Here is a 26,410-nt window from a genome sequence, read left to right on the forward strand (position 1 = left end):
CATGGCAGACCAGGTCGTCGACATCCCGGAACGCAGCCGCTTCGTGCTTGAGCGAGACGGCGAGCAGATCGGCAAGGCCATCTACCGGCGCGAGCCGGGAGTGATCACCTTCACGCACACCGAGGTCGATCCCGAGATCCAGGAGCGCGGCCTGGGCTCAGCGCTCGCGAAGGGCGCGCTGGATGCCGTGGCCGCCGAAGAGGGCACGCGCGTCGTCGCGCAGTGCCCCTTCATCGCGGACTACATCGAGCGCCACCCCGAGTACCAGCCGCTGCTCACCCGGTGATCGAGGAGCGCCGCGCCCAGCGCGACGCGTCTCGAGATCACCGCCGGCGCGCGACCGCCCGGCGCGCGACGGCCCACCGCACGCCGATCCCGACGGCCGCGACCGCGATCGCGACGACGAGCGGCGGCAGCACGAGCTGCGGCATCGTGACGGCCGACCGGAACACCTGCGCGATGTAGTCGAGCAGGTCGCCGGGGCTGCGCAGCAGCGCACGGGATCCCACTCCCGCCTGCACGGCCGTCGCGATCGCCGGGATCACCCAGAGCATCACGAGGCTCGCGACGGTCGCGACGATGCGGCCGACGCTCCGGCCCGCTCCCCACGCGATGGCCGCACCGACGAGCACGGGCGGCGTCCACGTGACGAGGGGCGCGAGGGCGTACGGCATGGGCGACAGCGGGCCGAGCGACACGAGCGCGCCCGAGATCCACCATCCGGTCGCGATCGCCGCCAGGGTGAGCGCGATGACGGCTGCCGGCACCCGCCCGCGCGCGACGAGGCCGAACACGAGCAGCCCGCCCGCGATGCCGAGCACGACGACGGCGATGCACGCGGCGAGGTAGAAGGCGGTCTCTCCCCCGTCCCGCAGTCCCCTGCGCAGCACGTCGACCGACTGCGCCGCCGCCACGATCTGCACGAAGAGCGGGCCCGCGGCGATCGAGAAGGGCGCCGCGTTCGGCAGGCGGCGGCGCAGGGCGCGCGCCGCGATGCCCGCGATCGCGCCGCCGACGACGAGGATGCCGAGCAGGTAGGTCACGGAGTACTGGCTGAGCGGCAGCCAGGCGACCGGCATCCGGTCGGGCGTCGTCTCGAACGCCCAGAGGTTCTGCAGCGGCAGCCGCGCACCCGTCAGAAGCCACGGCAGCAGCGCGAGGAGACCCGCGGCCACGCCGATGCCGAGGCTCGCGAGGGCGCCGCCCCACGCGGGTCGCGGCCGCACGGCCGGCGGTGCCGGGTCCGGCCAGGGCTCGGATGCCGGCGTGGCCGATGCGGGGGTGGCGGATGCCGGGGTGGCTGATGCGGCAGCGGCAGCGGGCACGGACGGGTCGGTCTCGGTCACCGCACCACGCTATCCGTCGCGCTCGTCATCCAGTTCGATGCGCACGTGCCCCGAGTCGAGATCGAGCGGCCCGTCGCCCGGGGTCGGCGCGGGCGCCGGCAACTCCGTCTCGGCCGCGGCGATCTTCTGCGCCTCGTGCTTCGTCGGGTGGAAGACCTCGTCGGCGAAGCCGAGCGCGCCGTTGCCCGAACCGCGGCCCTGGTTCGTGCCGCGCAGCTCGATCCACCCGCGCCACTGCGCGACGGCGATCACCGCGACGAATACGGCGCCGAGGATCAGCCAGAACCAGGACGGCATCCGCTCAGGGTAGTCACGCGGGCTGGACGGTCGTCCAGCCGCCGCCGAACTTCGGCTCGCGCCCGTCGCCCGACGAGGTGCCCGTGAGGCGGCGGCGCACCCACGGCCCCACGTGCTCGCGGTAGTAGCCCATGCCCCGGAGGCGCACGGCATCCGGCAGCTCGGGGAGCGACCACCAGCCCTCGGGCGCCGTCGCCCCGACCGCCTCGAGCACGCGCGCCGCGACGCGGTGGTGCCCGCGCGGGTTCATGTGCAGTCGGTCCTCCGACCAGTACGAGGGGGTCGCGAGCTCCTCGTCGAACCAGTTGAACGCGCGGATGACGTCGGGGCGGTCGGCGATGCGCGCTTCGACGATGTGCGACATGAGGTCGCCGCGCTTGCGCATGACCGCGCCCATCGGCAGCTGCCCCGTCGGGTTCGCGCCCGACAGCAGCACGAGCGTCACGCCCTCCTCGTCGCAGCGGCGCAGCACGTGGTCGAAGAGGCCCACGATGCGTGCGACATCGGCGCGCGGGCGCAGGATGTCGTTGCCGCCGCCGTTGAAGGAGAGGTGCGTGGGCTTCAGCGCGAGCGCCGGCTCGAGCTGCTGCTCGATGATCGGGCCGATGAGCTTACCGCGGATGGCGAGGTTCGCGTAGTCGATGGGCTCGCCGAGCGAGCGCGCCCACCCCTCCGCGACGAGGTCGGCCCAGCCGCGCACGCGGCCGTCGGGCAGCTCGTCGCCGACGCCCTCCGTGAACGAGTCGCCGATGGCGACGAAGCGGATGCCGCTCACAGCGCGCCCCGCCGCGGGATGACGAGCGGGCGGCCGTCGCGCACGAGCACCTCGACGTCGAGGCCGTAGACCTCCGAGACGAGGGCCTCGGTGAGCACGTCAACGGGGCGGCCGAGGGCGCGCATCCGTCCCTGCTCGAGGAGGGCGACGCGGTCGGCGTAGGCCCCCGCGAGCGAGAGGTCGTGGAGCACGACGATGACCGTGCGGCCCTCGGCGGCGAGGCTGCGTGCGATTCGGAGCACGTCCTCCTGGTGGCGCAGGTCGAGCGCGGCCGTCGGCTCGTCGAGCAGCACGACCTCGGTCTCCTGCGCGAGCACGCGCGCGAGCGAGACCCGCGCGCGCTCGCCGCCCGACAGCTCGGTGAAGCGGCGGCCGACGAGGTGCTCGACGTCGGCGCGCTCGAGGGCCGCCTCGATCGCCTGGTCGTCGAGCTCGCGGGCCGGGGTGCGCATCCACGGGCTGCGGCCCATCTCGACGACCTCGGCGACCCGGAACGGGAAGCTCACGGCGTTGTCCTGCGTGAGCACGGCGCGCAGGCGCGCGAGCTCGAGCGGCTCGATGTGCTGGATCGCGCGGTCGCCGAGCAGCACGCGGCCCGCATCCGGACGCCGCTCGCCTGCGAGCACCGACAGGAGGGTCGACTTGCCGGCGCCGTTCGGCCCCACGAGGGCGAGCAGCTCGCCGCTCGGCACCTCGAGATCGACGGAGTCGACGACGCGGCGCCCGCCGAGCTCGACCGTGACCTGCTCCGCGCGGATCATGCCCAGCCGCCCGAGGCGCGGCGCTGACGCCACAGCAGGATGAAGAAGAAGGGTCCGCCGACGAGCGAGGTGAGCAGGCCGATCGGCAGCTCGGCGCCCGTGACGGCCGTGCGCGCGAGCAGGTCGGAGAGCACGAGCAGGAGCGCGCCGCCGAACGCGCTCGCCGTGAGGAGCGCGCGGTGCGACGGCTCGAGGATCATGCGCATGAGGTGCGGCACGACGAGACCCACGAACGAGATGATGCCGACGAATGCGACGCCGACGCCCGTGAGCAGGGCGACGAGCAGGATTGACCAGAGGCGCAGGCGCTCGACGTCGATGCCGAGGTGACGCGCGTTGCGCTCGCCGAGCGACAGGATGTCGTAGCGGCGCCCGAGCGCGATCGCGATGACGGTTCCGAGCGCCGCGACGATGAGCACGAGCAGCGACTCGCGCCAGAGCGACCCCGAGAGCGATCCGAGCTGCCAGAACACGATCTGCTCGCGGCTCGAGTCGCCGCCGATGAAGAGCAGGAACGCGAGGCCCGCGCCGCCGAACGCGTTGACGGCGATACCCGTGAGCAGGAGCGTCACGACCTCGGTGCGCCCGTTGGCGCGCGAGACGCCGTAGACGAGCAGCGTCGCGCCGAGGCCGCCCGCGAAGGCGAGCACGGCGATGGTCCACTCACCGAACGCGAGCAGGCCCGTGACGATCGCGAACGCGGCGCCGAGCGCGGCGCCCGAGGAGACGCCGACGACGCCGGGCTCCGCGAGCGGGTTGCCGAACACGGCCTGCATGACGGCACCCGCGACGGCGAGCGCCGCCCCGACCGCCATGGCCATGACGATGCGCGGGAACCGGATGACCCAGAGCGCCGCATCCGCCGTCTCGTCGATCTCGGGCCACGGGTTCGCGAACCACGGGTTCGGGATCCACGAGTGCCGCAGCACCGAGAGCACGACCTCCTGCACGGTCACGCCGAACTGTCCGACGACCGCCGAGAGCAGGATGGATGCGACGAGCAGCACGGCGAGCGAGATCCCGACGATCGTGCGGCGCCGGCCGAGCTGAGGCGTCGCGTTCACGGGACCCGGTACAGCCATTCCTCGGTCGCGAACTTCTCCGCCACGAGCTGCTCGGCGCGCGCGTACTCGTCCGGGGTGATCTCGCCCGCGTGGAGGCCGTGCAGCGAGCGGAACGTCTCGATCATCCGCTCGATGATGGCCTCGCGGGGCAGGCCCGTCTGGCTGCGGAGCGGGTCGACGCGCTTCTGCGCCGACTTCGTGCCCTTGTCGCTGAGCTTCTCGCGGCCGATGCGCAGCACCTGCACCATCTTGTCGGCGTCGATGTCGTACGACATCGTCACGTGGTGCAGCACGGCGCCGTCGGCGAGCCGCTTCTGGGCGGCGCCGCCGATCTTGCCCGAGGGGCTCGCGATGTCGTTGAGCGGCTGGTAGGTGGCGTCGATGCCGAGCGAGCGCAGCGCCACGAGCACCCAGTCGTCGAGGTAGGCGTAGCTGTCGGCGAAGCTCATGCCCTGCACGAGCTCGACGGGCGCGTAGAGCGAGTAGGTGATGATGGAGCCCGCCTCCATGAACATCGCGCCGCCGCCCGAGATGCGGCGCACGACCGGGATGCCGTACTTCGCCGCGTTCTCGGGGTCGACCTCGTTCTTGACCGACTGGAAGCTGCCGATGACGACGGCGGGTTCGTTCCACTCCCAGATGCGCAGCGTGGGCTTCCGGCGACCGGCGCCGACCTCCTCGGCGAGCACCTGGTCGAGCGCGAGGTGTGTGACGGGCGCGAGGGGACCCGGATGCACGAGCTCCCACTCGTAGTCGGCCCACGTGGTGGCGCGGTTGACCGCGCGGCGCACGGCCGTCGCGATCGCGTCGGGCGAGAAGCCGAGCAGCACGGCGCCCTCGGGGAGCGCGGCCTGCACGGCCGCCGAGATCGTCTTGCCGTCCGCATCCGCCGGGAGCCCGGTGAGCGCCGCATCGATGAGCGGGAGGGCGTCGTCGGGTTCGAGGAAGAAGTCGCCCGAGAGCCGCACGTTCGCGAGGCGTCCGTCGGCGACGTCGAGATCGACCACGACGAGCTTGCCGCCCGGCACCTTGAACTCGCCATGCACCCGTCTAGCTTAGGCGTGGGGGTTAGGTGCGCCTAACTAGAGCATCGGATGCCGGCCGGAAGCCGCCGGGGGACGTACCCGTCCAGGCCCCCCGGCGGCCGGTCGGTCAGCTGCTCGTGCAGCCCCTCCCGTTCACGGTGAACAGCAGGGGCTCTGCCGCACCCGACGACGTCGCGCCGATGAACCCGATCGTCGTGCGCTGGCCCGGCTTGATGACCTTGTTCCAGTCGAGGCTGCGTGCGTGCTGGCGGCCCTCCTCGACGGCCCACGCCGCGCTCCAGCCGTTCGCGACCGACTGGCCCGCGGGGAGCGTCCACGCGAGGTCCCATCCGCTGATCGGCTTGGTGCCCGTGTTCTTCAGCCAGATCTGCACGTTGAAGCCGCCGGGCCACGTGCCGTGCACGATGTACTCGACATCGCACGTGGGGCGCGCGACGGGCGGCTCGGCGAGGGCGATGAGCTCGGCCGCCTGCTCGACGAACCACTGGCCCGCCTCGGGGTCGACGATCCCGCGTTCGGGGTCGGTCGGCCCGCCCGTGCCGCGGAAGCAGCGTCCGTCGGACTCGCCCGGCACCTTGATCCACAGGAACGCGTCGGCGAGGGCCGAGCCCGTGTCGGTCGTCGGCGGGATGCCGAGGCCGCGTCCGGGCGGGTTGCACCACACCTCCGCGTCGCTGTACTTTCCCGCGGGCGCCGTCCACGGTCCCTGCCCGTTGCGACTCGTGTCGATCACGAAGTGCGCCTGGCTCTCGGGGTCGCGCGCGAGGCCCGTGTCGGCGAACGCCTGATCGTAGGCGGCATCCGTGAGCCCCCACGTCGAGAAGTCGTCGGGGTTCGCGGGGTAGTACTGGCTGCCGCACCACTCGCGCTGCCACCAGCTGTTCTGGTCGAGGTGGATGCAGTCGGAGATCCAGGTGCCGTACTTCAGCAGGCGCTCGGTCTCGATGTAGTTCGAGGCGTTGAGGTAGAAGCCGTCGGCCTCCGCGACGCCGGCCTTGATGAGGCGGTCGGAGATGTCGCCGACGCCGAGCCACCCGCTGTGCGTGCCGTCGAGGTACACCGAGGTGCCCGGCAGCGCCGTGAGCACGTCGACCGCGTGGTTCAGCTGCGCGAAGCGCTCGGATGCCGCGGTCGCGGGGTCGGCCTCGGCCGGCCGGCACCACTCGAGCTCGCCGTTGATGGTCGTGTACCAGGGGATGATGCCGAGACCGTCGGGCTCGACGATCACGACGGCCTCGCGGTCGCCGATCGCATCCGCGACGGCGTCGATCCACGCGACGTACTCGGCCGTGCTCGTCGCGCCGCCTGCCGAGTACTGCGCGCAGTCGCGGAACGGAAGGTTGTAGACGACCACGACCGGCACCTCGCCCGCCGCGCTCGAGCGGTCGAGCAGCGCGTCGACGGCCGCGTGCACCTCGGCGGGGGTGCCCTTCGTGAACCACGAGCCCGAGGGGAACGAGGCGAGCAGCTGCGCGTCGGCGCGTGCCTGGCCGCTCAGGCCCGCGGCCGCCTGCGCGGTCGTGCTGAGGGGGTCGACGTAGAAGGTCGTGTCCGATGCGAGGTCGGCGGATGCCGCGGTCGCGGGGACGAGGGTGAGGACGAGCCCGGCGGCGGCTACGGCCGCGCCGATCGCTCGCCTCGTCGTTGAGGCGTGCATGTTTCTCCTCCGAAGGGGGGTGAGGGATGGCGGAGGCGCATCGTGGGAGCGCTCCCACAATGCGCTCGTGCCGTCATCCTTCTCCCGCGCGGGCGCGAGGTCAAGAGCCCGTGCGACGAGCGGTCAGCCGGACGAGCGGTCAGCGCGCGACGTGCCCGTCGAGCCAGGCCACGACATCCGCGCGCACCTCGGCCTGGTTCGTCTCGTTGAGCATCTCGTGACGGCCGCCGGGGTAGATCGTGACCGTCACATCCGAGAGACCGCCGCGCTTCTCGTACGCCGCCGCGAGCTTCGCGACGCTCTTCGGGCCGCCGAGCGAGTCCTCCTCGCCGATCATGATGAGCATCGGGATGTCGCGGTTGAGCCGCGTGGGCGTGCCGAGCAGGCGCAGCGTGTCGGGCAGGCCGAAGAGCTTGAGCACGGTCGCGTCGAAGGTGAGCGGGTCGGCTGCGAACGCCTTCGCGACCTCCGGGTCGCGCGAGAGCCACTCCGCGCCCGTCGTGCCGAGGTGCTTGTGCCGCGCGTTGAGGTCGCCGCCGTTCATGTCGGTGAGGGTGCGGTAGGCGGTGGCCGAGAGCACGACCGCGTCGTAGCGCGCGGCATCCGCATCCACGAGCTTCTGCGCGAAGAGTGAGCCGAGGCTGTGGCCGAACAGCACGACGGGCACGCGCGGGTGCTCGCCGTGGATGATGCCCGTGAGCTGCTCGATCGCCGCGAGCGCCGCACGCACCCCGCCCGGGCCGAGGCGGCCGAGCTTCGCGCGGTCGTCGCCCCACTGGCCGAGACCCGTCTGGCCATGGCCGCGGTGGTCCTGCGCGTAGACGGTGTAGCCGGCGGCCGCGAGCGCCTGCGCGAATCGCTCGTAGCGCGTCGCGTACTCCCCCACGCCGTGCAGCAGCTGCACGACGGCGCGGGGCGTCTGCGCCTCCCACACGTAGTAGTGGATCGTCACGCCATCGGCGTCGACGAAAGTCCGCGCGTCACGGGTCACGTCGCTCATTCGGGCCTCCTCGCCGCATCCGAGCGTAGGGCGTCCAGGACGCATCCGGGTGACAGGAGGATGATGGATGCGATGAGCCAGATGTTCCGATCCTTCGCGACCCGGAACTACCGCATCTGGTTCGCGGGCGCGCTCGTCTCGAACGTCGGCACGTGGATGCAGCGCATCGCCCAGGACTGGCTCGTGCTCGCCGAGCTCACCGACGACGACGCGATCGCGGTCGGCGTCGTCATGGCGCTGCAGTTCGGCCCGCAGCTCGTGCTGCTGCCCGTGACCGGATGGGTCGCCGACCGCTTCGACCGCCGGCATGTGCTCGCCGCGACGCAGGCGGCGATGCTGCTGCTCGGCGTCGGGCTCGGCCTGCTGACGCTCTTCGAGGTCGTCGAGCTGTGGATGGTGTTCGCCTTCGCGCTCGGACTCGGCGTCGCTGCGGCGTTCGACGCGCCCACGCGGCAGGCCTTCGTCGGCGAGCTCGTCGACGACCGCACGCTCGCCAACGCCGTCGCGCTCAACGCGGCATCCTTCAACGCGGCCCGCCTCATCGGGCCGGCCGTCGCGGGCATGCTCGTCGCGGCCGTCGGGTCGGGGTGGGTGTTCCTCATCAACGCGGCGAGCTTCCTCGCGGTGCTCGGGTCACTGTGGGCTCTGCGCCCCCGCGAGTTCACAGCGTTCACGCGTCGGGCCCGCGGCAAAGGCCAGATGCGCGCGGGCTTCCGCTACGTGCGGCGGCGGCCCGACATCCAGCTCGTCTTCGCGATGGTGTTCCTCACCGGCACCCTCGGCTACAACTTCCCGATCTACACCTCGACGATGGCGAAGGTCGAGTTCGGCGAGGGACCCGAGGAGTTCGGATGGCTCTCCTCGGCTCTCGCGATCGGCTCCGTCGCGGGGGCGCTCATCGCCGCGCGCCGCGAGCGCCCGCGCCTGCGCACCGTCACGCTCGCGAGCCTCGGCTTCGGCCTCTCGCTCGGCGCGGCCGCCGTCGCGCCCGGACCCGTGAGCTTCGCCGTGCTGCTCGTCATCGTGGGCTTCACGGGGCTCTCGATGATGAACACCGCCAACGCCTACGTGCAGACGACGACCGCGCCGTCGATGCGCGGTCGCGTCATGGCGCTCTACCTCGCGATCTTCATGGGCGGCACCCCGCTCGGGGCTCCCCTCATCGGCGCCATCGCGGATGCCGCGGGGCCGCGGTGGGCGATCGTCGCGGGGGCCGCATCCGGGCTCGTCGCCGCGGCCATCGCGGCGGTGTTCTACGTGCGCACGCGCGAGGTGCGGGTGCGGTGGACGCGCGACGGCCGCTGGCCGCTGCGCCTCTCGTCGGCGACGCCCGCCGACCGCGACACCGCGACGCAGGAGATCGCGATCGTCGAGGTCGAGACGCAGCGCTGAGGTTCGTGGCGCGCCGCTCGTGGCGCGCCATCCGCGCTGACGTCTCGTGGCGCGGCTGGAGAAATGCAGGAGATCGGCAGGAACCCGCCCGAGGTCTCGGGTCGGGCGCCCATCCGCCACCGGCTTCGCCTGCATCTCTGAGGCTCGATCGAGATGCCGCGCAACCCCCTGCGGCGCGGCGAGGCCCGACGTAGCGTGGACGCATGGCCGAGACGAGCGACGGCGACGCGATCCGCGCCGCGCTGCGCTACCGGCTCGACAGGTTCCGCCGGGAGGAGCTCGGCGAGGAGGTCGAGGACGAGCCGGAGCAGCAGCGGCAGGTGACGGATGCCGACCGCGCCCTGGCAGCGGAGATCGCCGTGCAGCAGGCCATGCGCCGCGGCGACTTCGAGAACCTGCCCGGCGCGGGCAAGCCGCTGCCCGGCATCGGCGGCGACCGCCCGCACGACCCGGACTGGTGGATGCGGCGCAAGATCGAGCGCGAGCAGTTGCGGGGCCTCGGGCCCGCGGCTTTGACCCTGCGCACGGAGGACGCCGAGCTCGACGCCCGCCTCGACGAGCTCACGCGCGCCGACGACGTGCGCGCCGCCCTCGAGGACTTCAACGGCCGCGTGCTCGAGGCCCGCCGTCAACTGCTCGGCGGCCCACCCGTCATCACGCAGCCGCGCGACGTCGATGCCGAGCTCGCGGCGTGGGCGGAGCGCCGCGCGGCCCGTCTGGCGCCGCCCACCCCCGAGCCGGAACCCGCGTCCCCACGCCGACGGCGGCGCATCCGCCGGCGTCGCTAGCGCGCACGCCTTACCGCTGGTCGAGTGCGCGCGGCCGCGCGAAGCGCGACCATTCGCGCCGCTATACCGCTGATCGAGTGCGCGCGGCCGCGCGAAGCGCGACCACGCGCGTATCGAGACCCGACGAACGCATCACCCGCGGCAGCCACCAGCGGGCAGCACAGCCCCCGCGAGTCACCCGCCCGTCCGTTTCGATACGCCGTGCGTCGCGCCCTCCGGGCACGGCGCGCGGCACTCAACCAGCGGTAACGGGCGCGCTGCGGCCGCCAGGCGACCGAGAGGCACAGTCGCGGCCCCGCGAAGCGGGGGCGCGGCCGCTGGGCAGAGACCGCTACGGCCACGAGCCCAGCGCCCCCTACGGCCGCGGGTTCCGCGCGTCGTAGTGGCGGAAGGTGCTCTGCATCCGCAGCAGCAGCGCGATGATGACGACGATCGCGAGGCCGCCCGCGACGGGCGGCACCCACAGGGCGATGACGGCGAGGGTGCCCGCGATCATGTCGCCGACGCGGGGCCCGCCGGTGACGACGACGATGAAGATGCCCTGCAGCCGCCCGCGCATCTCATCCGGAGCCGCGGTCAGCAGCATCGTCGAGCGGAAGATGGCGCTCACCTCGTCGGATGCGCCCGTGCCGGCGAGCGCGACCGCCGCGAGCAGGAGCAGCGGCAGGTTCACCTGGTCCCACTCCTCGCCGACCGGACCGAACCATCCGGTCGCCGCCACCGCGATGACGACGCCGAAGAGCGCCGTGAACGCCCCGAACACCATGATCGCCCGGCCGATCGCGACACCGTAGCGGTGCACGTGCGCGACGGGCCCGCTGAAGAGCCCCGTGAGGAAGGTGCCGACCGCGGTCGCCGCCGTCAGCACGCCGACGGTCACCGAACCTCCGCCGAGCACGGATGCGCCGATCGCCGGCAGCAGCACGTACGGGCGGCCGAGGCTCATGGCGACGATGTCGACGAGGAAGCTCATGCGGATGTTGGGCGCCGTGCGCAGGAACCGCACGCCGTCCTTGAGCGACTCCCAGCCGGGCCGCACGGTCTCGCCGAGCGGCGGGAGCTTCGGCAGCCCGAGCACCCCGAGGAAGCCGGCCGTGAAGAGCACGGCGTCGACCGCGAAGGTCAGCGGGAAGCCGACCGTCGCGACGAGCACGCCGGCGAGCGCGGGGCCGATCGTGAGCTGCAGGCCGAAGGTGATGCCGTTGAGCGCGTTCGCGCGCGCCACCATGTGCTCCGGCACGATGCGCGGGGTCACCGAGCTGCGCGTCGCGTTCGAGATGGTGGAGGCGGCAGCGTTGAGCGTCGTGAGCACGTAGAGCGGCCACACGGGAGGCCGCCCGCCGGCCAGCTCGTCGACGGCCGCGAGCACGACGATGCCGATGATGGCGAGCCACGCGACGACGCTCGACACGATCAGCACGAGCCGCCTGTCGAACGCGTCGGCGAGCATCCCTCCCCAGACGCCGGCGATGATCATCGGCACGAGCGAGATGCCGCCGACGAGGGCGACGGCGAAGGTGTCGCCCGTGATGTCGTAGATGAAGAGGCCCACCGCGACCGACGTCACCCAGAAGCCGATGCCCGACACCGAGGTGCCGATGAACAGGCGCGCGAACGCCGGATGCTCGCGCAGCGGGCTCAGGTCGACGAAGCGTCGGCGACGCGGCAGCTCGATCGCCTCGGTCGGGTCCTGGGCGTCGGGCGAGGTCATAGCCGACCCAGCCTACGCGGCACGCGGAGGGTCAGGCCTCGCGCGTGATCTCGACCGTCACGAAGAGCCGGGAGCTCGACGGGCCCGCGTAGACGCCGCGCAGGGGCGCCACATCCGTGTAGTCGCGCCCGCGTCCGACGATGACGTGCCGGTCGCCGATGTCGATGAGGTTCGTCGGGTCGAAGCCGTGCCACTGCCCGCAGTACCACTCGACCCACGCGTGCGACTCCCCCGCGACGGTCACGCCGATCTCGGCGTCGGGACGCGGGTGCAGGTACCCCGACACGTAGCGCGCCGCGATGCCGACCGAGCGCAGCGCGCCGATCGCGAGGTGCGTGATGTCCTGGCAGACGCCCTTGCGGTGCTCCCACGCCTCCGCGGCGGTCGTGTGCACGCCCGTGACGCCCGGCATGTACTCGATGCGCTCGCCCACCGCGACGCACACGGCGCGGGCGGCCTCGCACGGGTCGTCGTGCTCGGCGACGATCGCGCGCGCGAGCTCGACGACCTCCTCCGGCGGTCGGGTGCGGGGGGTCTGGGTGAGCTGCTCGACGTAGGCGGTCGCGCGCGCCGTCTCGACGGCTAGCTCGTCCCAGCCGAGTCCGCGCTCGACCGCGTCGCGCGGGCGCACCTCCACGAGGCTCGTCGCGGTGAGCGACAGCTCCTCGTGAGGCGTGAGGATCTCGAAGCTCGAGACGCGCGTTCCCCAGTAGTCGACGTAGGAGTGCGTGCTCGAGATGGGCGAGATCTCGAGGTTGGAGTAGAGCACGAGCTGGCCGTCGCCCGTGACGGGCAGCATCCGCGCCTCGTTGTACGACGCGGTCGCGGCACCCTGGTAGTGGAAGCCGGTGCTATGCCGGATGCGGAGCCGGTTCACGTGGACTCCCCCGCCCAGCTGGGCGCCGCGTTCGTCGGGAAGTAGCGCTGGCGGATGGCCTCGGATGCGGCGCTCGTCGCGAGCTGCACCTCGTCCATGTGGCGCGGCAGGTCGTCGAGGATGTCGGAGATGGGCCGGTACTCGAGCTCGGAGCGGATCTGCCCGAGCAGCCGCAGCGCCTGGTCGGAGACGCCGACGCGGTCGGAGCGCGGCTCGATCTCGCGCAGGCACTGCTCGGCGCGCGTCACGGAGAACAGGATGCTGCGCGGGAACAGCCGGTCGAGCAGCAGGAACTCGGCGGCGTTCCGCGCGCTCGGCACGCCGCGGTAGGTGCGCAGGTAGGCCTCGTACGCGCCGACGGAGCGCAGGATGGTCGTCCAGCTCGGACCGGATGCCTCGGTGAGCGAGCGGGTCGCGAGCAGTCGCGCGGTCATGTCGGCGCGCTCGATCGACCGGCCGAGGGTGAAGAAGCGGTACGCCTCGTCGCGGCTCGTCGCCGACTCGATGATGCCGACGGCGAGGGCCGCGCGCTCGCGCACCCAGCCGAAGAACTCGTGCACCTTGTCGCTCGCGACCTTGCGCGGCATCCGGGCCCGGGTCGTGTTGAGCACCTCCCACAGCTCGGTCGAGACCACTTCGCGGGCGCGGCGCGCGTTCTCGCGGGCGGCGGCGAGCGAGTAGGCGATCGACGCGGGCTGGTTGCGGTCGACGGCGAGGATCGACAGCACGTCGGCGCGCGCGACGTCGGCGTGCTCCTCGACCTCGACGCCCATGACGCTCAGCAGGGAGCGGCAGGCCAGGTTCTCCTCGATCCACGGATCCTCGAGCAGCAGCTGCAGGTGCACGTCGAGGATGCGCGCGGTGCCGTCGCTGCGCTCGATGTAGCGGCCGATCCAGAAGAGGCTCTCGGCGATGCGGCTCAGCATGCGTCCTCCCCTGTCTTCGCCGCTGGTTGAGTAGCGCCCGCAGGGCGCCTACTCGTTGGTTGAGTAGCGCCCGCAGGGCGCCCACCCGCTGGTTGAGTAGCGCCCGCAGGGCGCCTACTCGCTGATTGAGTAGCGCCCGCAGGGCGCGTGTCGAAACCAGCCCCCGTCACACCGCTGCTGGTTTCGACACGCCCGCTGCGCGGGCTACTCAACCAGCGGGTGATCGCCTGCTGCTGCTGCTGTTGCTGCTGCTGGTCGCGCCGCGGGGCGTCTTGCGGGTTGTGGTCCTGCACGTGCGGCTCGGTGACAATCGGGATGGCTGAGGTCACCGCCGCCTGCTCTGCGACGAGGCCCTGGATGTTGTGGTCGGTCGAGGCGAGCGCATCCGTTCCGACCACCCAGGTGTCCTTCGACCCGCCGCCCTGCGAGGAGTTGACGACGAGCTGGCCCTCGGGGAGCGCGACGCGCGTGAGGCCGCCCGGCAGCACCCACACATCCGTTCCGTCGTTGACGGCGAAGGGGCGCAGGTCGGCGTGACGCGGGCGCAGTCCGTCGTCGACGAGGGTCGGAATGGTGGAGAGCTGCACGACCGGCTGCGCGATCCAGCCGCGCGGGTCGCGCCGCAGCCGCGTCCGCAGCTCGTCGAGCTGCTCGCGCGACGCATCCGGACCCACGACGAGCCCCTTCCCGCCCGAGCCGTCGACGGGCTTCACAACGAGCTCGTCGAGGCGGTCGAGCACCTCCTCGAGGGCGCCGGGCTCCTCGAGCCGCCAGGTGGTGACGTTCGGGAGGATGGGCTCCTCGGCGAGGTAGTAGCGGATGAGGTCGGGCAGGTAGGTGTAGACGAGCTTGTCGTCGGCCACGCCGTTGCCGACCGCGTTGGCGATCGTGACGTTGCCGAGGCGCGCGGCGAGCATGAGGCCGGGCGAGCCGAGCATCGAGTCGGCGCGGAACTGCAGCGGGTCGAGGAACTCGTCGTCGACGCGGCGGTAGATGACGTCGACGCGCGTGGGGCCGGCGGTCGTGCGCATGAAGACGCGGCCGCCCGAGCAGTAGAGGTCGCGGCCCTCGACGAGCTCGACGCCCATGAGGCGCGCGAGCAGAGTGTGCTCGAAGTAGGCGGAGTTGTAGACGCCGGGCGTGAGCACGACGACGGTGGGGTCGTCGACGCCCTCGGGAGCGGATGCGCGCAGGGCCGAGAGCAGGCGCTGCGGGTAATCTCCGACCGGCCGCACGCGCATCGACACGAACAGCTCGGGCAGCGTCTGCGCCATGACGCGGCGGTTCGAGATGACGTAGCTCACGCCCGACGGCACGCGCACGTTGTCTTCGAGCACGCGCCACTCGCCCTGCTCGTCGCGGATGAGGTCGATGCCCGACACCTGGATGCGCACGCCGTTCGCGGGCTCGATGCCGAACGCCTGGCGGTGGAAGTGGCTCGAGGAGCTGATGAGCTTCGCGGGGATGACGCCGTCGAGCACGGCTCGCTGCAGGCCGTACACGTCGGAGAGGAACGCCTCGAGGGCCTTCACGCGCTGCTTGACGCCCGCCTCGACCTTCGTCCACTCGGACTGCTCGATGACGCGCGGCACGGCGTCGAGCGGGAACGGGCGCTCCTCGCCCGCGAAGTCGAACGTGACACCCTGCGCGAGGTAGGAGTCGGCGAGCGCCTCGGTGCGACCACGCAGCTCATCCTGCGTCATGCGCGCGAGGGCGGCGTGGATGTCGCGGTACGGCGGCCGCGCGACGTCGGGTGAGGCGAACATCTCGTCCCAGGGGCGGCCGCTGCGGCGCGTGGCGACCGCGTCGTAGCCCTCGAACAGCTCACCCATGGGCAGAGCCTAGGCCCGCGATGTTGCGCGAGTGTTTCGGCCGCCGGGGCCGCCCCCGCTGGTCGAGTGCGCCCGCAGAACGGCACACCCCGCTGGTCGAGTGCGCCCGCAGGGCGGCCACCCCCGCGGGTCGAGTGCGCTCGCAGGGCGTGTATCGAGACCCCCGCCCCACGGACAGGGAAACGGCCCGCCGCAGGGGGGGTCGCGGGCGGGCCGTCTCACGGAGCTCGAGGCTCCGAGGGGGATCTCCCGCGGCGGCGACCACCACAGCGCCGCCGCGGGAATGCATTCATGGTAGGTACGGACCCTGTGCGTCCGCCCGACGCGCGCTGGGAAATCGAGACGCGTCGCGATCGCACACAGGTAAGGCTCACCTAACACCCGCGTAGGATGAGAAGCGTGACCCGAGCCCTCCGCGCTGCCCTCGCGGCAGCCGCATCCGTCGTGCTGCTCGCCGGATGCGCCACCGCCCAGCCGGGCGACGCCGCCACCCCGACGCCCGAGGTCGACACGCGCCCGCTCGCCGAGCTCTCGCTCTACGCCGACCCGCGCGCCGCCGAGGGCCCGCGCACGGCCGTCGCCGGCGACGAGGCCATCGAGCCGATCGCCGAGAACCCCGCGCAGACCCTCCCCGCGAGCGTCGTCTCGCACGACCCGAGCGGCGACAAGACGATGACCGTCACCGACACCTCGCGCGTGCTCGCCCTCGACCTCGCGGGCTCGCTCGCCGCGACCGTGTGGGGCCTCGGCCTCGGCGACACGCTCGTGGGCCGCGACATGACCACGACCTTCCCCGGCACGGAAGACCTGCCGGTCGTCACCTCGGGCGCGCACGCCGTCAACGCCGAGAGCGTGCTCGAGCTGCGGCCGACCCTCATCCTCACCGACGGCAGCGTCGGCCCGCGCGACGTGCTCGAGCAGCTGCGAGAGACGGGCGTCACGGTCGTCTTCATCGAGAACGAGGCGAGCTTCGAGGGCGCGGCCCAGCTCGCGCGCGACGTCGCCACGGCCCTCGGCGTGCCCGAGGTGGGCGAGCAGCTCGCCGATCGCATCGCATCCGAGATCGACGACATCCGGGGCCAGATCGACGCGATCGCGCCGACCGACCCCGAGAGGAAGCTGCGCATCGTCTTCCTCTACCTGCGCGGCGGCAGCGGCATCTACTACCTCTTCGGCCCCGAGTCGGGCGCCGACCACCTCATCGAGGGGCTCGGCGCGCGCGACGTCGCGGGCGAGATGGGCTGGGAGGGCATGAAGCCCATGACCGACGAGGCCCTCGTCGAGGCGGACCCGGATGTCATCCTCGTCATGACCGACGGCCTCGCCTCCGCGGGCGGCGTCGACGGCCTGCTCGCGGCGAAGCCCGCGCTCGCGCTCACGACCGCCGGCCAGCAGCGCCGCATCGTCGACATGGACGACGGCGAGGTGCTGAGCTTCGGCCCGCGCACCGCGCGCGTGCTCGACGCGCTCGCGCGCGTGCTCTACGCGGAGCCCTGAGCCGGCGATCCTCTCCGCGGGGAGGCGTCAGTCGGTCGGCGGGGCCGGCGGCGTGCCGAGCGCGTCGAGCGCGCTCCAGAACTCGACGTCGATGACGGCGTGCTCGTGCTTCTCGAGCTCCGCGAGGCGCTCGACCGAGTTGATTCCGACGACGGTCGTGTGGATGCGCGGCTCGCGCAGCGAGAAGTGCAGGGCCGCCGCGGCGGGCTCGACACCCCACTCGGCGCACAGCGCGCGGAAGCGGTCGACGTGTGCGAGGAACTCGGGGCTCGGCTCCGAGTAGCCGTAGGTGCGGCCGCGGAAGTTGTCGCCCGCGAGGATGCCCGCGCCGAAGGGCGCCGCGTTGAACACCGTCATGCCGCGCTCCGTCGCGAGCTCGAGGATGCGCTCGGCCGAACGGTCGACGACCGTGTAGCGGTTGTGGGTGAGCACGACGTCGAACGCGTCGGTCTTCACGTACTCCTCGACGAGCTCGCGGCGGCCGGCCGCGATGCCGATCGCTCCGATGCGCCCCTGCTCGCGCAGGCGCAACAGCACATCGACCGCGCCGCCGGGCGCCATCGCCTCCGCGACCGAGATCGTGTACGGATCATGCAGCTGGTAGAGCGGCAGCGTCTCGAGGCCGAGACGCTCGGTCGACTCCTCGAAGCTGCGCCGCATCCGGTCGCCCGAGAATGCGCCCGTCACCGGGTCCTGGTCGCCCTTCGAGAACACCACGCGGTCCTCGGGGAGGCCGCCCAGCTCGCGGATGGCCTCGCCGAGCAGGCGCTCGCTCTCGCCGTCGGCATAGTTGTTCGACGTGTCGGCCTGGCGGTAGCGCGACGTCAGGATCGCCTTCGCGAGGCCGAGGTCGGCGCTGGGGCGCTTGCCGAGACCGGATGTTCCGACGGTGATGGGTTCGAGCACGACATCGAGCATGCCTCCCATGCTCGCAGAGGCGGCGGCTATTCGCCCGACGAGAAGACAGGTTCGGCGCCCTCCGCCGCTTCCCACGCCTCCGCGATGAGCTCCGCGCCGAGCGGTGTCGGATGCACGCCGTCGGCTGCGATCGCGGCGGCGCCGTGGTGCGCGGCGGCGACCGTGAGGATGCGGTGCAGCGGCACGAACGCGGCGTGGAACTCCGTCGCGAGCGAGGCCACGGCATCCCGCTTGCCCGCGAGGTCGTCGAGCCACTCCTGCTGCGCCTCGTCGACGGGCACGACGAACGGCTCGACGAGGATGAGCCGCGGGTTGACCGTCGCGCGCGCCTCGTCGAGCAGCCCGCGGTAGACCGCCTCGAAGTGCTGGGCGCTCGTGGGCAGGCCGCTGTCGAAGCGGCGCCAGGTGTCGTTGACACCCACATAGACCGTGAGCACGCTCGGAGCGACGTCGATCACGTCGCGCTGCCAGCGGTCGGCGAGGTCTCCGATGCGGTCGCCGCCGATGCCGCGGTTGACGATCGCGCGGTGGTCGCCGCGGCGGGCGAGACCCTGCGCCGCGAGCCGCACATAGCCGTGGCCGAGGCCCTCGGGGTCGTCGCGGCGCCCCGCATCCGTGATGGAGTCGCCGATGAAGAGGACAGGGCCGGTCATGCGAGCAGGTTAGGGCACACCGGGGTCATGATGGGGTGATGGCCGAGCTCCACGTGATCGTGCTGCCGGGCGGCGGGTACCACCGGCACGCCCCGCACGAGGGCGAGCCGGTCGCCGAATGGCTGCGGGGGCTCGGGCACGACGCGAGCGTCTTCGCCTACCCCGTGCTGACGCCGCATCCGGGGCCGCTGGATGCCGTGCGCGCCGAGGTGCGGCGCGTGCGCTCGGCGGGTGCCGCGCGGGTGGCGCTGCTCGGGTTCTCGGCGGGCGGGCACGCGGCGGGAATGGCGGCGTATGCGCCCGGCGCCTCCCCCGAGGAGCGTGTCGACGCGGTCGTGCTCGGCTACGCGGTCGTGTCGATGATGCTGGCGAAGCACAAGGGCTCGCGCGTCAACCTGCTCGGCGAGAGGGCGACGTGGGACGCCCGGCGAGAGACGTCGCTCGACCAGCTCGTGACCGCCGACGCCCCGCCCACCTTCGTGTGGCACACCGCCGAGGACGCCGTCGTGCCCGTGCAGCACAGCTACCTGCTCGGAATGTCGCTCGCCGCCGCGGGCGTGCCCCACGAGGTGCACGTGCTGCCCGGGGCGAAGCACGGCGTCGGCCTCGCCACCGGCACCCCCGCCGCCGCCTGGACGGATGCGTGCGCGGCCTGGCTGCGGCGGCTCGGCGCCGCAGCCGTGCCGTCTGTGGATTAGGGCGCGGGCTGCCGCCCGCGCGCTGCGCTTCCCCGCGCTCGCGCGCGGCACGGCGGCAAGCGGGAGAAGGGGCGCTTCCGCGGGTCATCAGAGGTGGGTCTCGATACACGCGTGGTCACGCTGCGCGCGGCCGCGCGCACTCGACCAGCGGTTGAGCGGCGGTGCGAGTTCACCGCGGTTCGCCTGGCGCGCGTTCACCGCTGGTTGAGTGCCGCGCGCCGCGCCCGCAGGGCGCGACGCACGGCGTATCGAAACCCGAGGGACGAATGACGTGCGGAGGTCTCGCATCTAGTGCCCGCTCTTGATACGCCGTGCGAGGGTTTCGATACGCGTCGTGCCGCGCGTCGCGCGGCGCGGCGCTACTCAACCAACGGAAAAGGGCACCCCTCAACCAGCGGGAGGCGCGACGGGCGGCGGCACGGCCCCCAGCAGCGCCTGCGCCACCGTCGCGTGCACCGACTCCGTGTCGGACGGGTGGTAGATGCCCGCGAGCACGTCGCGCTGCAGCCGCACGAGCTCGCTGCCGCTGCGGTACCCGCCACCGCCGGCGACGCGCATCGCCTGGTCGACGACGTACCGCGCCGTCTCGGTCGTGCGGTGCTTCACCCCGGTCAGGTCGCGGAACCACCGCGCACCCCGGTCGACGCCGCCGTCGACGTCGCGGGCGACCGCCTCCAGCTGCGGGCCGAGCGCGTCGAGGGCGAGGGCGGCATCCGCGATGCGCCAGCGGATGTCGGGGTCGGCCGAGTAGGGCGCTCCCCCGTTCTTGAGGCTCGTGCGCCTGTGGGCCGCCTCGACGGCGAGCTCGAGCGCGCGATCCGCGATGCCGGTGTACACGGCGCCGATGAGGGTCAGGAAGTTGGCGAAGAGGGCGAAGATGAACGGATCGGCGTTGGGGCCTACCGGCAGGAACCGCACGATGCGCTCGTCGGGCACGACCACGTGGTCGAGCTTCGTGGTGCGCGACTGGGTGGCGCGCATGCCGAGGGTGTCCCAGTCGTCGAGGGTCGTGACGCCGGTGTCGTCGCGGGTCAGGATGCCGTGCACGAGCCGCGGGGCGCCCTCGCCCTCGGTCTGCTTGCCGAAGACGATGAGCCGCGTCCAGGCGGGGGCGAGCGAGGTGAAGATCTTGGTGCCCGTGAACGCGTAACCGGGCACGGGGGTCTCGACGCGTTCGGCCGTCGTGAGCGAGTCCCACATGACGAGGTCGTTGCCGGGCTCCGAGTTGCCGAACGCGAAGAGCTCGCCGGCCTCGGCATCCGCGAGCACCCACGCGAGAGAGTCGTCACCGCGCTCGGCGAGCGTGCGGGCGATGCCGACGACGACGAGGTGCATGTTCACCGCGAGCGCGGTGGCGGGAGCGTAGGCGGCGAGCAGGCGCTGGTCGGCGACCGAGTCGGCGAGGCTGCGGGGTTTCAGGTAGCCGGCCTCGCGGAGCTCGGCGAGGTCCTCGTCGAAGAAGCGGTTGTCGCGGTCGTAGTCGGCGGCGCGCGAGCGGATCCGCTCGAGCAGCTCTGGGCTCAGCACGGTCACGGGTCAACGGTACGCGGGTGGGCGGTCGCCCCGCTGGTCGAGTGACCTCCCCACCCCCGCTGGTCTGGTGCCCGCCCCCACCCCCGCTGGTCGACTGCCCGCCCCCACCGCTGGTTGAGTAGCGCGCGGCCGCGAAGCGACCGCACGCGTATCGAAACCCTCGCACCGCGTATCAAGAGCGGGGCGGGGAACGATCCCGTGGCGACGTCATAGCGCCGTCCGGTTTCGATACGCCGTGCGTCGCGCCTGCGGCGCGGCGCGCGGCACTCAACCAGCGGGAGAGCGGGCGCCCGGCGCAGCGGTGACGCGGGGGCCGCGCAGCGTCATCCGCCCGTCCGGTTTCGATACGCCGCTTCGCGGCTACTCAACCAGCGGTTGAGCCCCGAGCTGGCGGCGGGCCTCGTCGATCACGCCGAGGATATCGAGGGTCGCGTCGAGCGGATGCTCGGGGGCCTCGAGCAAGCCGTCGGCGACGTGCCGCGCCACGGCTGTCGCCTGGTAGCACAGCCCGTCGCGCCACCGCATCCCGGTCTCGTCCTCCCAGTAGGCGTTGCCGCCGTCGAGCCGGCCGAGGCGGAAGCCGCCGGGCGCGACGAACGGCTCGACCTCGAGCTTCAACCCGTTGGAGCCGGCGACGATCGCCGTGATCGGCAGGTCGACGGTCATGGCGGTGTGCGAGCTCGCCGAGACCTCGTCACCCCAGCCGAGCACGACGCGTGCGTCGGCGTCGACTCCCGTGGGCGCGAGCTCGCCCGTCGCCGACACCGAGTCGGGGCGGCCGAGCACGAAGTGCGTCCACCAGAGCGTGTAGACGCCGAGGTCGAGCAGGCTGCCGCCGCCGAGAGCGGGGTCGAAGGCGCGGCTGTGCGGGTCGTACTCGAAGCGGCCCGCGAAGGTCGCGGCGGCGCCCGTCACCTCGCCGAGCTCGCCGTCGTCGAGGAGGCGCCGGATGATCGTCGTCTGCGGCAGGAAGCGCGACCACATCGCCTCCATCGCGAAGACGCCCGCCATCCGCGCGGCCACGACGATCTCCGCCGCATCCGCTGCCGAGACGCCCATGGGCTTCTCGACGAGCACGTGCTTGCCGGCGTCGATCGCGAGCAGGGCGAGCCGCCGGTGCTCGGTGTGCGGCGCGGCGATGTAGACGACGTCGACCTCGGGGTCGGCCACGAGCTGCTCGTACGAGCCGAAGGAGCGCGGGATGCCGTGCGTGCTCGCGAAGGCCGCCGCCTTCTCGGGTGAGCGCGACGCGACCGCGACGACGCGCTGATCCGTGAACGAGTGCACGGATGCGACCCAGTCGTTCGCGATGGCGCCGGGCGCGAGCACGCCCCAGCGCAGGACGGGACCGCCGCGCAGCGGGGCGTGCGTGGGCTCGGGGAACACGAAGCTCATGTCCGCACGCTACCGTCAGCCTTCGCTGACCGGTCGCAAAGTAGCCTCAAACCGGCCCGATGAGGCCAGAAACCGACCACTCAGCGGGTGTGACGCGGGCCCGGGTCAGCCGCGGAGGTCGGCGAGCACCGCCTCGAGCTGGTCGACCGCCCAGTCGAGCTCGTCCGCCTCCACCACGAGCGGCGGCGCGAGGCGGATCGTGGAGCCGTGCGTGTCCTTCGCGAGCACGCCGCGCTCGGCGAGCAGCTCGGCCACCCGGCGACCCGAGGCGAGCCCGGGGGCGATGTCGATCCCCGCCCACAGCCCCACCGAGCGCACCTCGACGACGCCGCGGCCGACGAGCGCGTCGAGCCGCGCCCGCAGCCCCGCGCCGAGCTCGCGCGCACGCCGCTGATAGTCGCCCGTCTCGAGCAGCCCCACGACCGCGAGGCCGACGGCCGCCGCGAGCGGGTTGCCGCCGAACGTCGAGCCGTGCTCGCCCGGCCGCAGTACGCCCAGCACGGATGCGTCGCCCACGACCGCGCTCACCGGAACGATGCCACCCCCGAGCGCCTTGCCGAGCAGGTACAGATCGGGGATGACGCCCTCGTTGTCGCACTGGAACGTCGCACCCGTGCGCCCGAGCCCCGACTGGATCTCGTCGGCGATGAACAGCACACCGGCATCCAGGGTGAGGCGGCGCACCTCGGCAAGGTAACCGTGGGGGGGCACGACGATGCCCGCCTCACCCTGGATGGGCTCGAGAAGCACGGCGACGGTGTCGTCGTCGATCGCGGCCGCGAGGGCCGCGGCGTCGCCGTAGGGCACCGACACGAAACCGGGGGTGTACGGACCGAAGTCGTCACGCGCATCCGGGTCGTCCGAGAAGCTGATGATCGTGGTCGTGCGGCCGTGGAAGTTGCCGTTCGCGACGATGATCTTCGCGCGGTCGTGCTCGACGCCCTTCACGCGGTAGCCCCACGCGCGCGCGACCTTGATGGCCGACTCGACGGCCTCGGCGCCCGTGTTCATGGGCAGCACCATGTCCTTGCCGGCGAGCTTCGCGAGCCCCTCGAGGAACGGTCCGAGCCGGTCGTTGTGGAACGCGCGGCTCGTGAGCGTGAGGCGGTCGAGCTGCGCCTTCGCGACATCGACGAGCACCGGATGCGCGTGCCCGAAGTTGAGTGCGGAGTACGCGGCGAGGCAGTCCAGGTAGCGCTTGCCGTCGACATCCGTCACCCACGCGCCGAACGCCTCCGACACGACGATCGGCAGCGGGTGGTAGTTGTGCGCGCCGAACTCCTCCGCCTGCGCGAGGTAGCGCTGCGTCTCGGATGCGAGGTGCGCGGTCATCGACGCAGCTCCAGGGTGCAGCACTTCACGCCGCCGCCGCCGAGCAGCAGCTCCGACAGGTCGACGCCGTGCGGCACGTAGCCGCGCTCGCGCAGCTGACGCTCGAAGTCGAGCGCGCGCGACGCGATCACGACGTTGCGTCCGTCGCTGAACGAGTTGAGGCCCAGCACGGATGCGTCCTCGTCGTTCACGTGGATCGCCTCGGGAAAGCGCTCCTCGAGCAGCGCACGGCTCTCGTCGTCGAACGCCTTCGGCAGGTAGGCGACGGAGTCCGGCCCTCCGTTCGAGTCGAGCACAGCGAAGGCGGTGTCGAGGTGGTAGAACGCGGGGTCGACGAGCTTGAGGGTGACGACCTCCCGGCCATAGATGCGTCGCAGCTCATCGTGGCTCGCGGCATCCGAGCGGAAGCCCGTGCCCGCGTAGATGGTGTCGCCGACGAGCAGGAAGTCGCCCTCGCCCTCGTTCGTGGAGACGGGCTCGCCCACCTCGAAGCCGTTCGCGGCGAACCACTCCATGTAGGCGGGGCCCTCGGGGCCGCGCTCCGGGTACTGGAAGCGCGCACCGTAGGCGATGCCGTCGAGCACGAAGCCGCCGTTGGCCGCGTAGACCATGTCGGGCAGCCCCTCGACGGGGTCGATGAGATGCACCTCGTAGCCCAGCATGAGGTAGAGCTCGTAGAGCTTCTGCCACTGCTCGAGGGCCGTGCCGGTGTCGGTCGGCTCCTCGGGGTGCATCCAGGGGTTGATGCGGTAGCTGACGGTGAAGAACTCGGGTCGGCACATGAGCACGGTGCGCGTCGTCGCGCGGCGCTCGGTCACGTGGGGGGCCTGGTCGGTCAGGGTCATGCCTGCCAGTGTCGCACGCAGGCATCCGGAGCCGTCGGGCGTCGCGTGCATGATTACTGCGCGCCGATGGGGGGTCGCGCAAGGAATCGTCGTATGCTCGGCGCGTGGACAACATCGACTACGGCATCCTCGACATGCTCCGCCAGAACTCCCGCGCCGGCTACGGCGACATCGGCGACCGCGTCGGCCTCTCCGCCTCCGCCGTGAAGCGGCGCGTCGACCGCCTCGTGGCCGACGGCGTCATCCGCGCCTTCACGATCCAGGTCGACCCCGCCGTCGACGGCATGGCGACCGAGGCGTACGTCGAGCTGTTCTGCCGCGGCACGGTCGCCCCCGAGGAGCTGCGCCGCATCCTGTCGCAGGTGCCCGAGGTGGTCGACGCCGCGACCGTCACGGGCTCCGCGGATGCCGTCGTGCACATCCGCTCGCGCGACATCCCCTCGCTCGAGGACGCGCTCGAGCGCGTGCGCATCGCGCCGAGCGTCGACCACACCCGCAGCGCGATCGTGCTGAGCCGCCTCATCCACCGCAGCTACGACTGATGAGCGCGGCGCCCTACGAGCAGTTGCGCGACCGCCTGCTCGCCGAGATGCGCGACGGCACGCGCCCCGCCGGTTCACGCCTGCCGACCGTGCGCGGCCTCGCCGACGAGCTCGGGCTCGCGCCGGGAACGGTCGCGCGGGCCTACAAGGAGCTCGAGGCGTCGGGCGCGATCGAGGCCCGCGGCCGTGCGGGCACCTTCGTCGCGTGGTCGGCGGATGCGGCGGAGCGTCGCGTCGAGGAGCTCGCCGCCCAGCTCGCCGCCGCCGCCCGTTCGGGCGCCGTGCCCGCGGACCGGGTGCGGGCGCTCGTGGATGCGGCGCTCGCCGCGCGCGACTGACCGCACCCCTCGGCCGCCGGTCGGTTGAGCAGCGCCGCCAGTCCGTAGGTTGAGTAGCGCCGGCTTTCCGTTGGTCGAGTAGCGCCGCGCCGCGCATCGCGCGGCACGACGCGTATCGAAACCCCCGCACCCGCGCATCAACAGCGGGCCATGGATGCGCTGCATCCGCACGTCACCCTTCCCTCCGGTTTCGATACGCCGTGCGTCGCGCCTGCGGCGCGGCGCGCGGCACTCAACCAGCGGTGAACGCGCACCGCCGCACGTACTCAGTGCCCCGACACGTTCGAGTCGACCCCCGCATCCGGGCCCTGCGAGAGGGTCGCGAGCGCGTCCATGTCGGCGGCGGTGAGCTCGAAGTCGAAGACGGCGAGGTTGTCGCGCATGCGCTCGGGCGACGCCGACTTGGGGATGACGACGAGCCCCTGCTGCACGTGCCAGCGCACGACGACCTGCCCGGGGGTGCGCCCGATCCGCTCGGCGATCTCGGCGACGACGGGCTCACGCAGCACGCCCGCGCCCTGCCCGCCGAGGGGGCTCCACGACTCGGTGACGATGCCGTGCTCGGCGCCGTACGCGCGCTGAGCGGGCCGCGTGATGTGCGGGTTGAGCTGGATCTGGTTCACGGCGGGCACGACGTCCGTCTCGGCGAGCAGGGTGTCGAGGTGCTCGGTGCGGAAGTTGGAGACGCCGATCGCGCGCGCCCGCCCGTCGGCGTGCAGCTTCTCGAAGGTGCGCCAGGTGTCGACGAAGAGACCACGCTGCGGCAGCGGCCAATGCATGAGCAGCAGGTCGACGTAGTCGAAGCCCATGCGGTCGAGCGCCGCCTCGAGCCCGCCGATCGCCTTGTCGTCGCCCTGGAACTCGCCGTCGAGCTTCGTCGTCACGAAGAACTGCTCGCGCGGGATGCCCGTGCGGCGGATGCCCTCGCCCACGCCCGCCTCGTTGCCGTAGCGGGTGGCGGTGTCGATGTGGCGGTAGCCGAGGGATGCGGCGGCCTCGACCGCGTCGGCGACCTCGGCGTCGTCGAGCGGCCACGTGCCGAGCCCGAGCTGCGGGATGCCGGCGCCGGTGTTGAGGGTGATGGTGGGGACGGTCATGCCCACCAAGTTACGCGGGGCCGGTTTCGACACGCCTGCTGCGCGGGCTACTCAACCGGCGAGTCACCCGCGGGTCGAGCAGCGCAACCG

Annotated in this window: 26 protein-coding genes; 7 read left to right on the forward strand and 19 right to left on the reverse strand. The window is 72.5% G+C overall.

What is annotated here, in order from left to right; all coding sequences use genetic code 11:
* Position 1 precedes the first annotated feature (1 nt).
* Positions 2 to 286 carry a GNAT family N-acetyltransferase gene (locus tag H4J02_RS13310; RefSeq protein WP_187675016.1) on the forward strand — a complete coding sequence of 95 codons (285 nt, stop codon included), beginning with the start codon at positions 2 to 4 and terminating at the stop codon, positions 284 to 286.
* Between the two features lie 37 nt (positions 287 to 323).
* Here the strand turns inward: H4J02_RS13310 and H4J02_RS13315 are convergent, their stop codons facing one another.
* The 8 genes from H4J02_RS13315 to H4J02_RS13350 all read right to left on the reverse strand — a co-directional run bounded on the left by H4J02_RS13315 (position 324) and on the right by H4J02_RS13350 (position 7,946).
* Positions 324 to 1,346 carry a hypothetical protein gene (locus tag H4J02_RS13315; RefSeq protein WP_187675017.1) on the reverse strand — a complete coding sequence of 341 codons (1,023 nt, stop codon included), beginning with the start codon at positions 1,344 to 1,346 and terminating at the stop codon, positions 324 to 326.
* A 9-nt stretch (positions 1,347 to 1,355) separates the two neighbouring features.
* A complete protein-coding gene (locus H4J02_RS13320; RefSeq protein ID WP_187675018.1) occupies positions 1,356 to 1,643 on the reverse strand; it encodes a hypothetical protein in 288 nt (95 codons plus the stop codon).
* 13 nt (positions 1,644 to 1,656) lie between these two features.
* Positions 1,657 to 2,409, reverse strand: a complete 753-nt coding sequence (locus tag H4J02_RS13325) for an SGNH/GDSL hydrolase family protein (RefSeq protein ID WP_397420164.1) — start codon at positions 2,407 to 2,409, stop codon at positions 1,657 to 1,659.
* A 5-nt stretch (positions 2,410 to 2,414) separates the two neighbouring features.
* A complete protein-coding gene (locus tag H4J02_RS13330) occupies positions 2,415 to 3,179 on the reverse strand; it encodes a heme ABC transporter ATP-binding protein (protein WP_187675020.1) in 765 nt (254 codons plus the stop codon).
* Positions 3,176 to 4,261 carry an iron ABC transporter permease gene (locus tag H4J02_RS13335; RefSeq protein ID WP_187675021.1) on the reverse strand — a complete coding sequence of 362 codons (1,086 nt, stop codon included), beginning with the start codon at positions 4,259 to 4,261 and terminating at the stop codon, positions 3,176 to 3,178. Before H4J02_RS13335 ends, H4J02_RS13330 begins: the two co-directional genes overlap by 4 nt.
* A complete protein-coding gene (locus H4J02_RS13340; protein ID WP_187675022.1) occupies positions 4,240 to 5,289 on the reverse strand; it encodes a biotin/lipoate A/B protein ligase family protein in 1,050 nt (349 codons plus the stop codon). The genes H4J02_RS13335 and H4J02_RS13340 overlap by 22 nt, the downstream gene beginning before the upstream one ends.
* Positions 5,290 to 5,395: 106 nt before the next feature.
* Positions 5,396 to 6,946, reverse strand: coding sequence for a glycoside hydrolase family 6 protein (locus H4J02_RS13345; protein ID WP_187675023.1), 1,551 nt, complete (start codon positions 6,944 to 6,946; stop codon positions 5,396 to 5,398).
* 139 nt (positions 6,947 to 7,085) lie between these two features.
* Entirely contained in the window at positions 7,086 to 7,946 is an 861-nt protein-coding gene (locus H4J02_RS13350) for an alpha/beta hydrolase (RefSeq protein ID WP_187675024.1), read from the reverse strand.
* Between the two features lie 72 nt (positions 7,947 to 8,018).
* On the opposite strand from H4J02_RS13350, the gene H4J02_RS13355 reads away from it, so the two are divergent.
* Both H4J02_RS13355 and H4J02_RS13360 read left to right on the forward strand, forming a co-directional pair.
* Positions 8,019 to 9,338 carry an MFS transporter gene (locus H4J02_RS13355; RefSeq protein WP_187675025.1) on the forward strand — a complete coding sequence of 440 codons (1,320 nt, stop codon included), beginning with the start codon at positions 8,019 to 8,021 and terminating at the stop codon, positions 9,336 to 9,338.
* 203 nt (positions 9,339 to 9,541) lie between these two features.
* Positions 9,542 to 10,126, forward strand: coding sequence for a DUF1992 domain-containing protein (locus H4J02_RS13360; protein WP_187675026.1), 585 nt, complete (start codon positions 9,542 to 9,544; stop codon positions 10,124 to 10,126).
* A gap of 355 nt (positions 10,127 to 10,481) precedes the next feature.
* Here the strand turns inward: H4J02_RS13360 and H4J02_RS13365 are convergent, their stop codons facing one another.
* Genes H4J02_RS13365 through H4J02_RS13380 form a run of 4 tightly spaced genes read right to left on the reverse strand, consistent with a single transcriptional unit; the run spans position 10,482 to position 15,472 of the window.
* On the reverse strand, positions 10,482 to 11,837 hold the full coding sequence (locus H4J02_RS13365) for an MFS transporter (protein WP_187675027.1): 1,356 nt from the start codon (positions 11,835 to 11,837) through the stop codon (positions 10,482 to 10,484).
* A gap of 31 nt (positions 11,838 to 11,868) precedes the next feature.
* Entirely contained in the window at positions 11,869 to 12,714 is an 846-nt protein-coding gene (locus tag H4J02_RS13370) for a transglutaminase family protein (protein ID WP_187675028.1), read from the reverse strand.
* On the reverse strand, positions 12,711 to 13,640 hold the full coding sequence (locus tag H4J02_RS13375) for an alpha-E domain-containing protein (protein WP_187675029.1): 930 nt from the start codon (positions 13,638 to 13,640) through the stop codon (positions 12,711 to 12,713). Before H4J02_RS13375 ends, H4J02_RS13370 begins: the two co-directional genes overlap by 4 nt.
* Positions 13,634 to 15,472: a circularly permuted type 2 ATP-grasp protein gene (locus tag H4J02_RS13380; protein ID WP_262406132.1), complete on the reverse strand. Its 1,839-nt coding sequence runs from the start codon at positions 15,470 to 15,472 to the stop codon at positions 13,634 to 13,636. The genes H4J02_RS13375 and H4J02_RS13380 overlap by 7 nt, the downstream gene beginning before the upstream one ends.
* 390 nt (positions 15,473 to 15,862) lie before the next feature.
* Here H4J02_RS13380 and H4J02_RS13385 point away from each other — a divergent pair, with 390 nt between their 5' ends.
* Positions 15,863 to 16,969, forward strand: coding sequence for a hemin ABC transporter substrate-binding protein (locus tag H4J02_RS13385; RefSeq protein WP_187675030.1), 1,107 nt, complete (start codon positions 15,863 to 15,865; stop codon positions 16,967 to 16,969).
* A gap of 27 nt (positions 16,970 to 16,996) precedes the next feature.
* Here the strand turns inward: H4J02_RS13385 and H4J02_RS13390 are convergent, their stop codons facing one another.
* Both H4J02_RS13390 and H4J02_RS13395 read right to left on the reverse strand, forming a co-directional pair.
* The gene (locus H4J02_RS13390) at positions 16,997 to 17,887 is read right to left on the reverse strand and encodes an aldo/keto reductase (protein ID WP_187675031.1); all 891 of its coding nucleotides are present in this window, start codon (positions 17,885 to 17,887) and stop codon (positions 16,997 to 16,999) included.
* A gap of 26 nt (positions 17,888 to 17,913) precedes the next feature.
* A complete protein-coding gene (locus H4J02_RS13395; protein WP_187675032.1) occupies positions 17,914 to 18,540 on the reverse strand; it encodes an SGNH/GDSL hydrolase family protein in 627 nt (208 codons plus the stop codon).
* Positions 18,541 to 18,578: 38 nt separating this feature from the next.
* Between H4J02_RS13395 and H4J02_RS13400 the strand changes: the two genes are divergently transcribed.
* Positions 18,579 to 19,238, forward strand: a complete 660-nt coding sequence (locus H4J02_RS13400) for an alpha/beta hydrolase (protein WP_187675033.1) — start codon at positions 18,579 to 18,581, stop codon at positions 19,236 to 19,238.
* Positions 19,239 to 19,625: 387 nt separating this feature from the next.
* Here the strand turns inward: H4J02_RS13400 and H4J02_RS13405 are convergent, their stop codons facing one another.
* From H4J02_RS13405 to ddaH, 4 genes are all read right to left on the reverse strand, one after another.
* Positions 19,626 to 20,771, reverse strand: coding sequence for an acyl-CoA dehydrogenase family protein (locus H4J02_RS13405; protein WP_187675034.1), 1,146 nt, complete (start codon positions 20,769 to 20,771; stop codon positions 19,626 to 19,628).
* Positions 20,772 to 21,131: 360 nt separating this feature from the next.
* Positions 21,132 to 22,166, reverse strand: coding sequence for a Gfo/Idh/MocA family protein (locus H4J02_RS13410; RefSeq protein WP_187675035.1), 1,035 nt, complete (start codon positions 22,164 to 22,166; stop codon positions 21,132 to 21,134).
* 105 nt (positions 22,167 to 22,271) lie between these two features.
* Complete coding sequence (rocD, locus tag H4J02_RS13415; RefSeq protein WP_187675036.1) at positions 22,272 to 23,498, reverse strand: ornithine--oxo-acid transaminase; 1,227 nt, start codon at positions 23,496 to 23,498, stop codon at positions 22,272 to 22,274.
* Positions 23,495 to 24,343, reverse strand: a complete 849-nt coding sequence (gene ddaH / locus H4J02_RS13420; protein WP_187675037.1) for a dimethylargininase — start codon at positions 24,341 to 24,343, stop codon at positions 23,495 to 23,497. The genes rocD and ddaH overlap by 4 nt, the downstream gene beginning before the upstream one ends.
* A gap of 104 nt (positions 24,344 to 24,447) precedes the next feature.
* On the opposite strand from ddaH, the gene H4J02_RS13425 reads away from it, so the two are divergent.
* Together H4J02_RS13425 and H4J02_RS13430 are read left to right on the forward strand one after the other, a co-directional pair.
* On the forward strand, positions 24,448 to 24,885 hold the full coding sequence (locus tag H4J02_RS13425) for an Lrp/AsnC family transcriptional regulator (protein WP_187675038.1): 438 nt from the start codon (positions 24,448 to 24,450) through the stop codon (positions 24,883 to 24,885).
* A complete protein-coding gene (locus H4J02_RS13430; protein WP_187675039.1) occupies positions 24,885 to 25,223 on the forward strand; it encodes a GntR family transcriptional regulator in 339 nt (112 codons plus the stop codon). The genes H4J02_RS13425 and H4J02_RS13430 overlap by 1 nt, the downstream gene beginning before the upstream one ends.
* Before the next feature lie 266 nt (positions 25,224 to 25,489).
* Here the strand turns inward: H4J02_RS13430 and H4J02_RS13435 are convergent, their stop codons facing one another.
* A complete protein-coding gene (locus H4J02_RS13435) occupies positions 25,490 to 26,320 on the reverse strand; it encodes an aldo/keto reductase (protein ID WP_187675040.1) in 831 nt (276 codons plus the stop codon).
* Positions 26,321 to 26,410 lie beyond the last annotated feature (90 nt).

It is taken from the genome of Protaetiibacter sp. SSC-01 (assembly GCF_014483895.1).
Lineage (GTDB): Bacteria > Actinomycetota > Actinomycetes > Actinomycetales > Microbacteriaceae > Homoserinibacter.

Bases quoted from the DNA above. Each gene is read 5' to 3' on its own strand.
- ddaH (WP_187675037.1), bottom strand. From the start codon at position 24,343: ATGACCCTGACCGACCAGGCCCCCCACGTGACCGAGCGCCGCGCGACG.
- H4J02_RS13330 (WP_187675020.1), bottom strand. From the start codon at position 3,179: ATGATCCGCGCGGAGCAGGTCACGGTCGAGCTCGGCGGGCGCCGCGTC.
- H4J02_RS13390 (WP_187675031.1), bottom strand. From the start codon at position 17,887: ATGCTCGATGTCGTGCTCGAACCCATCACCGTCGGAACATCCGGTCTC.
- H4J02_RS13335 (WP_187675021.1), bottom strand. From the start codon at position 4,261: ATGGCTGTACCGGGTCCCGTGAACGCGACGCCTCAGCTCGGCCGGCGC.
- H4J02_RS13345 (WP_187675023.1), bottom strand. From the start codon at position 6,946: ATGCACGCCTCAACGACGAGGCGAGCGATCGGCGCGGCCGTAGCCGCC.
- rocD (WP_187675036.1), bottom strand. From the start codon at position 23,498: ATGACCGCGCACCTCGCATCCGAGACGCAGCGCTACCTCGCGCAGGCG.
- H4J02_RS13430 (WP_187675039.1), top strand. From the start codon at position 24,885: ATGAGCGCGGCGCCCTACGAGCAGTTGCGCGACCGCCTGCTCGCCGAG.
- H4J02_RS13400 (WP_187675033.1), top strand. From the start codon at position 18,579: ATGGCCGAGCTCCACGTGATCGTGCTGCCGGGCGGCGGGTACCACCGG.
- H4J02_RS13385 (WP_187675030.1), top strand. From the start codon at position 15,863: ATGAGAAGCGTGACCCGAGCCCTCCGCGCTGCCCTCGCGGCAGCCGCA.
- H4J02_RS13435 (WP_187675040.1), bottom strand. From the start codon at position 26,320: ATGACCGTCCCCACCATCACCCTCAACACCGGCGCCGGCATCCCGCAG.
- H4J02_RS13380 (WP_262406132.1), bottom strand. From the start codon at position 15,472: ATGGGTGAGCTGTTCGAGGGCTACGACGCGGTCGCCACGCGCCGCAGC.
- H4J02_RS13310 (WP_187675016.1), top strand. From the start codon at position 2: ATGGCAGACCAGGTCGTCGACATCCCGGAACGCAGCCGCTTCGTGCTT.
- H4J02_RS13320 (WP_187675018.1), bottom strand. From the start codon at position 1,643: ATGCCGTCCTGGTTCTGGCTGATCCTCGGCGCCGTATTCGTCGCGGTG.
- H4J02_RS13395 (WP_187675032.1), bottom strand. From the start codon at position 18,540: ATGACCGGCCCTGTCCTCTTCATCGGCGACTCCATCACGGATGCGGGG.
- H4J02_RS13350 (WP_187675024.1), bottom strand. From the start codon at position 7,946: ATGAGCGACGTGACCCGTGACGCGCGGACTTTCGTCGACGCCGATGGC.
- H4J02_RS13365 (WP_187675027.1), bottom strand. From the start codon at position 11,837: ATGACCTCGCCCGACGCCCAGGACCCGACCGAGGCGATCGAGCTGCCG.
- H4J02_RS13360 (WP_187675026.1), top strand. From the start codon at position 9,542: ATGGCCGAGACGAGCGACGGCGACGCGATCCGCGCCGCGCTGCGCTAC.
- H4J02_RS13355 (WP_187675025.1), top strand. From the start codon at position 8,019: ATGAGCCAGATGTTCCGATCCTTCGCGACCCGGAACTACCGCATCTGG.
- H4J02_RS13410 (WP_187675035.1), bottom strand. From the start codon at position 22,166: ATGAGCTTCGTGTTCCCCGAGCCCACGCACGCCCCGCTGCGCGGCGGT.
- H4J02_RS13375 (WP_187675029.1), bottom strand. From the start codon at position 13,640: ATGCTGAGCCGCATCGCCGAGAGCCTCTTCTGGATCGGCCGCTACATC.